Genomic DNA, 12,725 nt, shown 5'->3' with positions numbered 1-12,725 from the left:
TCTTTCTCATGCCATCCTTATAACATTTTATGTGTTATCTAGGACAGCCCCTTAAATAATTTTAGGTGTTGCGCAACTCACATCTGCATTTTGCGCTCTATGTCTGAGCGCATGATCCATCAATACTAGTGCCATCATTGCCTCTGCAATCGGCGTGGCTCGTACACCAACACATGGGTCGTGGCGACCTGTTGTCTGCATGGTCACCGCCTCACCATTTTTATCAATAGAACGGCGCTCTTGTGGAATACTAGAGGTTGGTTTTAATGCAATATTGACAAGAATCTCTTGGCCTGTAGAAATACCGCCCAAAATACCGCCCGCATGATTTGTTACGAAGCCTTGCGGCGTCATTTCATCAGAATGAACGCTGCCGCGCTGTGAGATTGAATCAAAACCTGCGCCGATTTCCACACCTTTAACCGCATTAATACTCATCATGGCATAGGCGATTTCTGCATCTAGCCTGTCAAACACTGGTTCACCCCAGCCAACTGGCACGCCTTCGGCCACTACCGTAATGCGCGCACCTACAGAGTCACGCTCAGCACGAATGCTGTCTAAATAACTGGCTAACTGCGGCAGCACCTCGATATTTGGTGAGAAAAAATCATTATCTTGGTGATTCAGCGCATCCCAGTTCACAAATGGAATATCAATGTCGCCCATCTGACTCATGTAACCACGAACGGTTACACCGAAACGTTCTTTTAACCATTTTTTAGCGATGGCACCAGCGGCAACACGTACGGCTGTTTCTCGCGCACTTGAACGTCCTCCGCCACGATAGTCACGCACGCCGTATTTTTGTGTGTAAGTATAATCGGCGTGACCTGGACGGAATGTGTCCATAATTTTGCTGTAATCTTGGCTACGTTGGTCAGTATTACGAATCAACAGCCCAATTGGCGCGCCTGTGGTTTTTCCTTCAAACACACCGGATAAGATTTCCACACTGTCGGCCTCTTGGCGCTGTGTGACGTGGCGCGAAGTGCCAGGTTTGCGTCTATCTAAATCAATTTGTAAATCTTCCGCACATAAGTCCAACCCAGGAGGACAGCCATCTACAACACCTCCAATGGCTGCGCCATGTGACTCACCAAATGAGGTAAGTGTAAATAAAGTTCCGATTGTGTTACCCGACATAATACTTTTCTCTTGTAGGTTTTTTGGTAAGCTTACTCAATTTTAACATACGGGCATGGCTATCAGTGCATGAGACCTTTAATCCACTGACCATAGACTTGCTTAGCGACTTTGTTCAGAAAGAAACAATGAACAGGCAAGTTTTGCTGCATAGCTTCAGCTTGCTGTACAGCGGGGCTTGTGGCAGCTTCCGCCAGTTCATCCGCACCAAACTCACACCAGCTTTTGACCATTTCTGCAGTCACTTCAATATGACTTTGAAATGCCAAATGTTTACCTATTGAGTAAGCTTGATTTTGGCAGTGAATACTTGCCAATATATGTGTTGCGCCCTCTGGCATGCTAAACGTTTCGCCATGCCAATGAAAGCTATTGAAGCTTTCAATTTCTCCAAACCAATGTTTAGCCGCCTCATTTGGCGTCACACTCACTTCGCCCCAGCCAATTTCTTTAATGGAATTTGCACTGACAACCCCACCAAAAGCTTTACTAATCAACTGCCCACCCAAGCAATGCCCTAATAGCGGAATGTCCGCGGCCTTTGCTTCACGAATCAAGTCGAGCAATGGTGCAATCCAAGGCAAGTCATCATTCACACTCATGGGACCACCCATAATCACAACACCACTATAGCCCAGTATAGAGGTAGGTATCATACTTAATTCATTGGTATTGATGATTTGCCAAGGTATATTTTGCTGTGTTAAAAAGTCACCTAAATAGCCTGGCCCTTCATGTTCTACGTTTTTAAAAACAATGACTGGCTTTATGTTGGTTGTACTCATTATTAACTTATCCTATTTAATAACTTGGTCAATGACCTTGTGCTGCCCATTTTGAATGCCATCAATCGTATATTGCCCAATGGCGTAGCGAATTAATCTTAATGTTGGAAAGCCTATTTTAGCCGTCATACGACGCACTTGGCGATTCTTTCCCTCACTAATTTTAATTTCTAACCAGCTGGTAGGAATCGCTTTTCTTTCTCTGATGGGTGGGCTTCTTGGCCATAATGAATCAGGCTCTGAAATAAGCCGCACCTGCGCTGGTTTCGTGATGAAATCCGTTAAATCTACACCTTGCCTTAGCGGCTCTAAATCATCATTAGTAGGCGCACCTTCGACCTGCACCCAATAAGTTTTAAATTCTTTATGCTTTGGGTCACTTAAACGGTGTTGCAACATGCCATCATCGGTTAAAATGAGTAAACCTTCACTATCAGTATCTAATCGCCCTGCGGCATAGACATCTGATATTGGGATAAAGTCTTTTAACGTAGGATGTCCCGTTTTTCCATTTCTAGGGTCATGCGCACTGAACTGGCACACTACGTTAAAGGGTTTATTAAATAGAATAATCATTAAATAAGCTTAAATTTTCAGAAACTTAACATTAGGAAATCTAAAATGGCTACGAAAAATAATATCACTGGAAAAATTATCGTTCCAACGACTGGCGAAAAAATCACAGTCAATGCGGATAATTCTTTGAACGTACCCAACCAACCTATTATCCCATTTATTGAGGGGGATGGCATAGGTGCTGATATTACCCCACCTATGATTAAAGTGGTGGATGCTGCGGTTAACAAAGCTTACGGTGGTACACGTAAGATTTCATGGATGGAAGTTTATGCAGGGGAAAAAGCCACTAAAGTTTACGGTGCTAATGACTGGCTACCTGCAGAAACAATGCATGCAGTGCGCGACTATGTAGTTTCTATCAAAGGCCCTTTGACCACTCCAGTGGGCGGTGGCATTCGCTCTTTAAACGTATCACTACGCCAAGAGCTAGATTTATATGTATGTTTGCGTCCGGTACAGTATTTCACAGGGGTGCCTAGCCCAGTTAAACATCCAGAAAAAACCGATATGGTGATTTTCCGCGAGAATACAGAAGATATTTACGCGGGTATTGAGTGGGCGGCTGGCACTGATGAAGTTGAAAAAGTAATCAAATTCTTAAGCGACATGGGCATGCGTAAAAAAATTCGCTTCCCAGAATCATCAGCGATTGGTATTAAACCTGTTTCAATAGATGGCAGCAAACGCCTAATACGTAAAGCCATTCAGTACGCCATTGATAACAATCGCAAATCAGTCACCATTGCCCACAAAGGCAATATCATGAAGTTTACTGAAGGTGGCTTTAGAGATTGGGGCTATGAGGTTGCTAAACAAGAGTTCGGCGCAGTTGAGATTGACGGTGGACCTTGGTGCAAACTGCCAAATGGCATGATGATTAAAGACTGTATCGCCGATGCTTTCTTACAAGAAATCTTGTTACATCCGCAAGATTATGATGTTGTTGCCACACTTAATTTGAACGGCGATTACATGAGTGATGCGCTTGCCGCGCAAGTAGGTGGCATTGGCATTGCACCTGGTGCCAACTTGAGCGATACCGTTGCCATGTTTGAAGCCACGCACGGCACGGCACCAAAAATTGCGGGCAAAGACCTAGCCAATCCTAGCTCTATTATCCTTTCAGCTGAAATGATGTTACGTCACCTAGGTTGGGTTGAAGCTGCTGACCTAGTGATTAGTGGTGTTGCCAAGGCGATTCTAGCTAAACGTGTGACTGGCGACTTCTCAAGTGAAATGGAAGGCGCAACACAAGTGGGCACGGCTCAGTTTGGCGAGGAAATCATCGCCAATATGTAATGCTACTTTAATGCCAGCATAAAAAAACGGCTCGTAATTTCTTACGAGCCGCTTACATAAATTGTAATATTAAAAATACTTATACAAATAAGTATTTAGTCAAGAAGACTTAAGCCTTTTGAATATTGGAAGCTTGCTTGCCTTTTGGACCATCGGTCACTTCAAAACTTACACGTTGACCTTCTTTAAGACTTTTATAGCCAGCTTCTACAATCGCAGAGAAGTGTGCGAATAAATCATCACCACCATCATCTGGCGTAATAAAGCCAAAACCTTTTGAGTCATTAAACCACTTTACGGTACCTGTTGCCATTTCTACATCCTTACATACACGACGGGGGGCGCCCCAAAAAGCTTGTCTCAAGAACCATAGAGTCACCTTAAAACTAAAAATTTCAAGCACGCTACAAAACTCGAACCCAAACACCTATGTATATTTATAATTTGGAAGTCTTAAATTGTCAAGTTTTTCAGGTTTATTGAATGATTTCAAGTACATTCATACCTCTAAAGACACTTCAAATGTAAATTATATGCCGTTTTTATAGTCAATTTTGCGTAAAGTCTTTACAAAAAAAAGACTAAAGGGCATTATTAGTTTGATAAAAATAAATAGGGAAAGCTTTTACGCTGCTTAAATGTAATATTTATGGCCAATGCACCTACACCAAACAAACTAAGCGGTCTTGCCCGCACTTTAATCCAAGAAAAGTTACTTTCTGAGGATGAAGCGAATGCAATACAAGCACAAGCAAACTCCGTTAAAAATCCATTCATTTCGCAGCTGATTACAAGTAGAAAATTAACTGCACAGATCATTGCAGAAACCTCGGCAAAAGCATTTGGCTTTCCCTACTTTAACTTAGATGCCTTTAACCCCGATTACCTTCCAACTAAGAAAATTGACACGAAACTAATGCAAGCCAACCGCGTGTTGGCGTTGCAAGTACGCAACAACATTTTATATGTTGCCATTTCAGACCCGACCAACTTACATGCACTAGATAGTGTTCAATTTCAAATGGGCATGGCTTTATCACCTGTCGTTGTTGAAGATGACAAACTTGGTCGTTGGATAGATAAGATTGTAGAAGCTGGCGATACCAGCATGAAGTCAATGAACCTTGACGAAGACTACGACTTAGGTGGTGAAGATGGTTCGCCAGCTGAAGACGAGGTGCAGACTCAAGAAGTTGACGATGCGCCAGTCGTTAAGTTTTTAAATAAAATGCTAATAGATGCCATCAATATGGGGGCGTCTGATTTGCACTTCGAACCCTACGAGAAATTCTACCGCGTACGTTATCGCGTTGATGGCATTTTGCGTGAGATTACTCAACCTCCTCTAGCCATTAAAGAAAAGTTAGCCTCGCGGATTAAAGTTATTTCCAGCATGGACATCTCTGAAAAACGCATTCCGCAAGATGGTCGCATGAAGCTGGTGTTATCCAAAACACGCACTATTGATTTTCGTGTCAGTACATTACCGCTCATTAACGGCGAAAAAATTGTGATGCGTATTTTAGATCCATCCAGCGCGACATTAGGTATTGAAGCGCTTGGGTATGAACCAGTTCAGAAAGAGCGTTTACTGAGCGCAGTCAGTCGTCCTTATGGTCTTGTATTGGTCACGGGGCCCACGGGTTCTGGTAAAACCGTTTCGCTATATACCTGCCTGAATATCTTAAACCGCCCTGATGTGAACATCGCAACAGCCGAAGATCCTTGTGAGATTCCATTAGCGGGCATCAATCAAGTGAACGTGAATGACAAGCAAGGGTTAACCTTTGCTGCGGCATTGAAATCATTCCTTCGCCAAGATCCAGACATTATTATGATTGGTGAGATTCGCGACTTAGAAACTGCGGACATGGCGATTAAGGCCGCGTCTACAGGCCATATGGTATTGTCTACACTGCATACCAATGATGCGCCCTCAACATTAACCCGTTTACTCAACATGGGGGTTGCACCATTCAATATTGCATCAGCTGTTTCACTAATTACCGCACAACGCTTAGCAAGACGATTGTGCAAAAACTGTAAAGTCCCTTTAGATATACCAAAAGAAGCTTTGTTCGGCGTAGGCTTCACTGAAGATGACTTTAAAGAAGAGTGGCAACTATATGGCCCCAAAGAGGGTGGCTGTGAACTCTGCAACAATGGCTACAAAGGTCGAGTTGGCATTTATCAAGTCATGCCTATCACAGATGCGATTAGCCGTATTATCATGAAAAGCGGAACCGCACACGACATAGCGGATCAAGCAAAACTTGAAGGCGTCAAAGATTTGCGCCAATCTGGTTTAATAAAAGTAATGCAAGGGTTAACTTCGATCGAAGAAGTCGAAGCTTGTACTAACGAATAATATAGGGAATTACTATGGCCGCAAATATTAAAGCCACTAAAGAAGTTACATATGCTTGGGAAGGCAAAGACAGAAAAGGCAGATCTGTTAAAGGTGAAATACGCGCGACAGGTGACTCTTTTGTGAAGGCCACTTTGCGACGTCAAGGCATTATCGTTACTAAAGTGAAGAAGCAAAGTAGCTTAACTAATAAAGGTAGCGTTTCAGATAAAGACATTACGCTATTTACTCGCCAACTTGCCACAATGATGAAGGCTGGCGTACCACTACTTCAGTCTTTTGATATTGTAGGTAAAGGTCACAGCAACCCAGCCGTAGCAAAACTTTTATTGGATATTAAATCTGACGTTGAAACAGGAAGCAGCATGAGTGCTGCATTCCGCAAATATCCCCTTTACTTTGATGCTTTATTTTGCAACCTAATCGGCGCTGGTGAACAGGCTGGTATTTTAGATACATTACTCGATCGCCTTGCTACTTATAAAGAAAAAATACTTGCGATTAAGTCTAAGATTAAATCAGCTCTATTCTATCCAATATCAATTATTGTAGTCGCCTTTGTAATCGTTGCCATTATCATGATTTTTGTGATTCCTGCATTTAAGACACTATTCGATGGTTTCGGCGCTCAGTTACCCGCACCAACTTTAATTGTCATGGCCATTTCAGACTTCTTTGTACAATGGTGGTGGGCCATTTTTAGTTCTATTGGATTCGGTATATGGTTTTTCTTTTACACTTGGAAACGTTCAATCAGCATGCAAGCCACTATGGATCGATTAATTCTTAAAGTTCCTGTTTTTGGCCCGCTTATTCGTAAAGCAACCATTGCGAGATGGGCGCGAACTTTAGCCACAATGTTTACCGCTGGTGTACCACTGGTAGAAGCTTTAGATTCCGTTGCAGGCGCAGCGGGAAACCGAGTTTACTATGATGCAACAAAAAAAATACAGAGTGAAATTAGTACAGGCACTAGCTTAACTGTTGCTATGCAAAATACGGATGTGTTTCCTAATATGGTGCTGCAAATGACAGCTATTGGTGAAGAGTCGGGCGCCTTAGATGCTATGCTTAGTAAAGTAGCTGATTTTTTTGAAGCAGAGGTTGACGATGCCGTTGATGCGCTAGCTAGCTTAATGGAACCTGTTATCATGGTAGTACTTGGTGTGTTAATTGGTGGACTAGTTATCGCCATGTATTTACCTATATTTAAAATGGGCTCAGTTGTTTAATGGAGAGCTAAATAGGGTGTAAGAAACAGGTTTTCTTTTAGATGTAAAATAGCGCCTAAAGTTAGGCGCTATTTTTATCAATGAAATCCATAAACCTATTTCTTAGCAGCAACCAAGGCTTGTTCGATTTCTTTATAAGGTTGCGCACCTAGCATGCGCTTGCCATCAGCAAAGAATAATGTCGGTGTGCTAGTAACTCCGATTTTTCTCGCTAACTCACCAATTCGTTCTATTGGCACTTCGCAGTTGCCTGCAGAGCTAGGCAACTTAGCATTCAAAATCCAATCCTGCCAAGCCTTTACGCGATTGCTTGCGCACCAAATCGCTTTAGATTTATTCGCTGAATCTGGGTGTAACTGCTGAATTGGATAAAGAAATGTATAGATCGTCACATCAGTGATGTTAGTGAGTTCATTTTGCTCTAAACGCTTGCAATATGGACAATCTACATCCGAAAACACGACTAATTTACGGCTACCATTGCCTTTCACCACTTTAATCGCTTGGTCTAAGGGCAGTGTAGAGAAATCAACTCTAGTCAACTCTTCCATACGCTCGCCCGTAAGATCCTTTTTAGTTTTAGGATCAACGAGATGTCCTTCTGCGATCAAGAAAGACATTTTTTCATCGGTGTAGATAATTTGACCACCCATAAATACCTCATACAAACCTGCATAAGGTGTTTTTGCTACGCTTTCCACCTTAAACTTCGGGTAAGCTGCCTCTACAGCTTTTTTAACACTCGCTTCATCGGCTATTGCAGAGGTTGAAATTCCAGCACATGCTGCACTTAATAAGGTAAAGCTGACTAATTTTTTGAACATGCAATTTCCTTGATTTTGAATTTACTTAAATATGACTCGTAATGAATGAAAAGCTTTAGTGCTTTATCACAATATATTAAAGGGATACTGCGTTTGAAACTAACAGTTTTTTGATTGCTTGATGATTAGTCGCGGACAATCCCCAGTTCCTTACTGTTTTTATTACTGAATTTTGATTGTTAAACAAATGATAAAGAGTATCGGTTAACAGCACCATATTCAAAATATCCACTTTTCTAGTACGCGTGTATTGCTTGAGCAAACTACGATCATTTAGCGCTTGATATTGATGCTTAGTTTTGAGAATATCCACCAAATCCACTATATCTCTAAAGCCTAAATTAACGCCCTGGCCAGCCATCGGATGAACTTGATGCGCTGCATCGCCGACCAAAACCACGCTATCTTGTACTAACGTACTCGTTTTTTGTAAGCTCAATGGAAACTTAACAGCAGGACCAAGCAATGTTAAATCGCCTAACACACCATTACCAGCCAACTTCACCGCACTGGTAAACTCACCATCACTTAACGTTAACAATGTATCAGCATAGTTGGTTGACACAGACCAGACAATAGAAATTATATTATCTGGCAACGGCAGCCAGGCCAAAATACTCAGGTGATTTTCTGCATCTTGCACAAACCACTGCCTAGCAATATTGCCATGCGACTTGGTCGCAGTGAAGTTCGCCACTATCGCTGTTTGTTCATAAGACTTTTGCTGCATGGGCATATTCAATTGTTGACGCACCCAAGAATGGCTACCATCAGCGGCTAACAATAATGTGCTTTCAATTGACTGTTGATGCGATAGTTGCAATACAGCCTTATCTGGGGTGTTACTCACTACTTCACATGGACTATTAAATCGCATCTGAATACCTAAAGTTTCAACCTGCTTTAGTAATGCCTCCATAAGGGACTTAGACTCAACGATATAGCCTAAACAATCGGCATTCACATCACTAGAGGACAGGGTTATTGGCACCTGCTCACTTTTTGCGCTATCAGCCTCACCGAATATCTCCATAGATTGCATTTGGCCAATACGCGACTGATTGATTGATGTCCATACACCTAAATCGCTCAGCCACTGCGCATTCTTTGGGCTAATCGCATAAACTCTTGTGTCCCAAGTTTCATCTGCAAAATTGGTATCTGTTGGATTTCGACTATCAACCAATACCACAGAAAAACCTGCTTGATGCATGGCAACAGCTGCCGCAAGGCCTACTAAACCAGCGCCGACAATAGTCACATCGGTATGTAGTATTTCACTCATTTGCCGTAACTCATTTTGCTGACTAAATGCTGCTTGATTGGCTTAATCATATCAAACAGGCCTAACCCTGCACCTCTTAAACCATTAACACCGACAATGTCATTAGAAAAAATACTCACTAAAAAGTCAGTAAACAACAAACCGTTTTTAGTGTCAGATTGCCGACTAGCGCGGTAGGCATCTAACATTTTCTGACATCCAAAATCTGCGGGAGCTGTAACATCAAGAGATTGCGCAAGTGACTCTGCATCTCGCAAGCCGACATTAAAGCCCTGCCCTGCCACTGGGTGCATGGTTTGTGCTGCATTACCAATCACCACCAAGTGCGGCGTATCTGTTGTTTTTAATTGCGATAGCTTTAATGGGAATGCCATACGCTTTTCTACACTTAGAAATTGCCCTACTCTGTCACCAAACTGTTCATGAAATTGCGTTAAGAACTCTTCATCACTCAGTTCCAGCAATGCATTTACGTATTCTTTTTTACCTGTCCAAACTAATGAGAAGTCATGCTCTCCATTAGGCAATAAAGCCATGGGGCCATTAGCAGTAAAGCGCTCATAAGCAATATTGTTGTGTGGCAATTCCGCCCTTATCTTAGAAATCAGCGCATCATGGCCATACTCTTTGGTTTCTTTCACTAGCCCTGCAATTTCGTCTAAGCTGCGACCGCCATCTGCCAATACTACTAAGCGACTATTTAATGCACGTGACTCACCTTGATAGGAATAACTCACACTGGCATGAGTACCTGTATGAGCGATATTCTCAGCTAAAGCTTCAAATACAAAATTCACTAAAGGTTGACTTGCAAGTGACGCATCCAGCGCCTCACTTAACTTACCATAAGACAGTACATAGCCCAGCGCCTCTTGCTTATAATCACGCGCTTGTAATTTTGAGCGACCAAGGCTACCTTTTTGTGACACATGGATAGTATTAATAGCGGTAGCGCTTGCAGCTAAACTACCCCAAACACCTAGCTTTTCCAGAATGCGCTTACTACCATATGACAAAGCCAGTGCTCGACTCTCACTATAAGCTGCACCTTGTTTGCGCGCCTCAAGCACCGTCACAGCCAAGCCTTGCTTTGCTAGCAATAACGCTAACGTTGCACCTACTGGGCCGCCACCAACGATGACAATGCTCTTTAAAATATCGCTCATTTAGTCCTTCACGCCTACTTAATTAGCCATTAAGGCTTCAATATCAGCCACTGATTTAAGCGCATTTTTAGTCAAAACTTCACACCCGTCTTTGGTCACCAATACATCATCCTCAATACGAATGCCAATATTCCAGAAGGCTTCTGGTACATTTTCCGCAGGGCGAATATAGCAGCCAGGCTCAACAGTCAGCGTCATATTTGGCATTAGCATGCGCCAATTGCTAGCTTTATCTTTATATTCACCTGCATCATGCACATCCAAACCCAACCAGTGCCCAGTGCGATGCATGTAAAACTGGCGATAATCCCCATTCTCTAGCACTGCCTCTTTGCTGCCTTTGCAAAGTTTCAAATCAATAAAGCCTTGCACCAAAACCTCTAATGCCGCTTCATGCGGCGCGTTCCAATGGTTGCTTGTATTAACCTTTGCAATTGCCGCAGCTTGCGAAGCCAGCACTAACTCATAAACATCTTTTTGCGCAGCGCTAAACTTACCGTTCACAGGAAAAGTGCGCGTAATATCTGAGGCGTATCCATCTAACTCGCAACCCGCATCAATCAACAATAAATCACCATCATTCAACTTTGCGTTATTCGCGTTGTAATGCAGCGTGCAAGCATTGGCGCCGCCTGCGACGATGCTTGTATAAGCTGGCGCTTGCGCGCCATTACGGTAGAACTCGTGCAAAAATTCCGCTTCTACTTCATATTCCATGATATTAGGTCTAGTAAAATTAGACCCGACAAACTGCATTGCACGGTTATGTGCGGCGGCGGCAATATTGGCTGAACGACGCATTAAATCAATCTCGAATGGTGATTTAATCAAACGCATTTCATCCACTAATTGACGTATATCACTCACATCGTCAGGCACATGAACACCGCTGCGAGCTTGCGTACGCAAGGTGTTCATCCAGCCCATTACACGTACATCCCAGCTTGTGCTTTCACCTAAACTAAAAAATAGCTTAGGTTGATTCGCCAACAACTTCAGAACAACTGCATCTAACTCGTTAATTGAGTAGGCTTCATCAAAACTGAATTCAGTTTTAGCGGCCTCCGCACCATAACGAAAGCCATCCCAAATCTCTCGCTCCATGTCTTTATCGCGGCAAAACAATATTGTTTTGGGCATCGCACCAGCCACTAGCACCACGACAGATTCAGGCTCTTTGAAACCTGTTAAGTAGTAAAAATAACTATCAAAACGGTATGGATAATGACTATCGCGATTGCGAATGGTTTCTGGCGCGGTGGGAATAATGGCAATGCCTTCGCCCATTACACTCAGTAATTTAGATCTACGTTGTTGAAATTCAACTATATGACTCATTGAGTCTGTTCCTTTTTCATTCGTTAACTCGCTCGCAGCTTTAACGCTTCATCAAGCATATTCAAGCGTTCAGGCGTACCAATATCATGCCATACCCCTGGATAATGTTCAGCAGTCGCCTGATTCCCAGCAATCGCTTGCCTTAACAAAGGCGCAAGTTTTGCTGGTTCACCTCGTGTCACACTGGCAAATAAATCTGGGTGATAAACACCGACGCCTGAAAATGTCAGCATCTGCGGACCTGTATCTTTTAACTTACCAGCTTCAATTGCAAAATCACCATTTGGATGTTGCGGCGGATTATTCACCAATACAAGATGCGCATGGTTATTGGCCTGTAAGGCATGCGTTAAAACACCAAAGTCAATCTCGGTAAACGTATCACCATTGACTACTAAGAATGGTTCAGATCCTAGCAGAGGCAGAGCATTGGCAATACCGCCCGCTGTTTCTAGCGCTGTTTTTTCAGGGCTGTATTGAATATGCAAGTCCCACTCACTGCCATCACCTAGCGCTTGCTCAATCTGCTCACCCAAATGCGCATGGTTAATCACCACCTCTTTGAAACCAGCTTTCGCTAATCGTTCCAAATGCCAAACAATCAGTGGCTTTCCACCTACTTTTAGCAATGGCTTAGGGGTATGGTCGGTCAGCGGACGCATACGTTCGCCACGTCCTGCGGCTAATATCATGGCTTTCATGG

General features: G+C 42.9%; 12 protein-coding genes. 3 read left to right on the top strand and 9 right to left on the bottom strand.

Annotated elements, in window-relative coordinates; genetic code table 11:
* Positions 1–51: 51 nt before the first annotated feature.
* The 3 genes from aroC to PSU78_RS13360 all read right to left on the bottom strand — a co-directional run bounded on the left by aroC (position 52) and on the right by PSU78_RS13360 (position 2,507).
* Positions 52–1,146, bottom strand: coding sequence for a chorismate synthase (gene aroC, locus PSU78_RS13370; RefSeq protein WP_300388817.1), 1,095 nt, complete (start codon positions 1,144–1,146; stop codon positions 52–54).
* Positions 1,147–1,208: 62 nt separating this feature from the next.
* On the bottom strand, positions 1,209–1,916 hold the full coding sequence (locus PSU78_RS13365) for a type 1 glutamine amidotransferase (RefSeq protein WP_300388823.1): 708 nt from the start codon (positions 1,914–1,916) through the stop codon (positions 1,209–1,211).
* A gap of 27 nt (positions 1,917–1,943) precedes the next feature.
* Positions 1,944–2,507 (bottom strand): rRNA large subunit pseudouridine synthase E, encoded by a 564-nt coding sequence (locus PSU78_RS13360; RefSeq protein ID WP_300388815.1) that lies wholly within the window; start codon positions 2,505–2,507, stop codon positions 1,944–1,946.
* Between the two features lie 45 nt (positions 2,508–2,552).
* Here PSU78_RS13360 and icd point away from each other — a divergent pair, with 45 nt between their 5' ends.
* A complete protein-coding gene (icd, locus tag PSU78_RS13355) occupies positions 2,553–3,809 on the top strand; it encodes an NADP-dependent isocitrate dehydrogenase (RefSeq protein ID WP_300388813.1) in 1,257 nt (418 codons plus the stop codon).
* Between the two features lie 109 nt (positions 3,810–3,918).
* Here the strand turns inward: icd and PSU78_RS13350 are convergent, their stop codons facing one another.
* Positions 3,919–4,122, bottom strand: coding sequence for a cold-shock protein (locus PSU78_RS13350; RefSeq protein ID WP_013147304.1), 204 nt, complete (start codon positions 4,120–4,122; stop codon positions 3,919–3,921).
* A gap of 336 nt (positions 4,123–4,458) precedes the next feature.
* Here PSU78_RS13350 and pilB point away from each other — a divergent pair, with 336 nt between their 5' ends.
* On the top strand, positions 4,459–6,177 hold the full coding sequence (gene pilB / locus PSU78_RS13345; protein ID WP_300388810.1) for a type IV-A pilus assembly ATPase PilB: 1,719 nt from the start codon (positions 4,459–4,461) through the stop codon (positions 6,175–6,177).
* Positions 6,178–6,191: 14 nt separating this feature from the next.
* On the top strand, positions 6,192–7,409 hold the full coding sequence (locus PSU78_RS13340) for a type II secretion system F family protein (protein WP_300388808.1): 1,218 nt from the start codon (positions 6,192–6,194) through the stop codon (positions 7,407–7,409).
* A gap of 95 nt (positions 7,410–7,504) precedes the next feature.
* On the opposite strand, the gene PSU78_RS13335 is transcribed toward PSU78_RS13340, so the two are convergent.
* From PSU78_RS13335 to murU, 5 genes are all read right to left on the bottom strand, one after another.
* Positions 7,505–8,233: a DsbC family protein gene (locus PSU78_RS13335; protein WP_300388806.1), complete on the bottom strand. Its 729-nt coding sequence runs from the start codon at positions 8,231–8,233 to the stop codon at positions 7,505–7,507.
* A gap of 76 nt (positions 8,234–8,309) precedes the next feature.
* The gene (locus PSU78_RS13330; protein WP_300388804.1) at positions 8,310–9,518 is read right to left on the bottom strand and encodes an FAD-dependent monooxygenase; all 1,209 of its coding nucleotides are present in this window, start codon (positions 9,516–9,518) and stop codon (positions 8,310–8,312) included.
* Positions 9,515–10,684 (bottom strand): FAD-dependent oxidoreductase, encoded by a 1,170-nt coding sequence (locus tag PSU78_RS13325; RefSeq protein WP_300388802.1) that lies wholly within the window; start codon positions 10,682–10,684, stop codon positions 9,515–9,517. The genes PSU78_RS13330 and PSU78_RS13325 overlap by 4 nt, the downstream gene beginning before the upstream one ends.
* Positions 10,685–10,702: 18 nt before the next feature.
* Positions 10,703–12,022 carry an aminopeptidase P N-terminal domain-containing protein gene (locus tag PSU78_RS13320; protein WP_300388801.1) on the bottom strand — a complete coding sequence of 440 codons (1,320 nt, stop codon included), beginning with the start codon at positions 12,020–12,022 and terminating at the stop codon, positions 10,703–10,705.
* A 23-nt stretch (positions 12,023–12,045) separates the two neighbouring features.
* On the bottom strand, positions 12,046–12,723 hold the full coding sequence (gene murU / locus PSU78_RS13315) for an N-acetylmuramate alpha-1-phosphate uridylyltransferase MurU (RefSeq protein WP_300388799.1): 678 nt from the start codon (positions 12,721–12,723) through the stop codon (positions 12,046–12,048).
* Between the last annotated feature and the right edge of the window lie 2 nt (positions 12,724–12,725).

Source organism: Methylotenera sp., assembly GCF_029945705.1.
In the GTDB taxonomy this organism is placed as follows: domain Bacteria; phylum Pseudomonadota; class Gammaproteobacteria; order Burkholderiales; family Methylophilaceae; genus Methylotenera.
The sequence above is the reverse complement of the archived record's forward strand: the minus strand, read 5'-3'. Positions and strand labels throughout refer to the sequence as shown.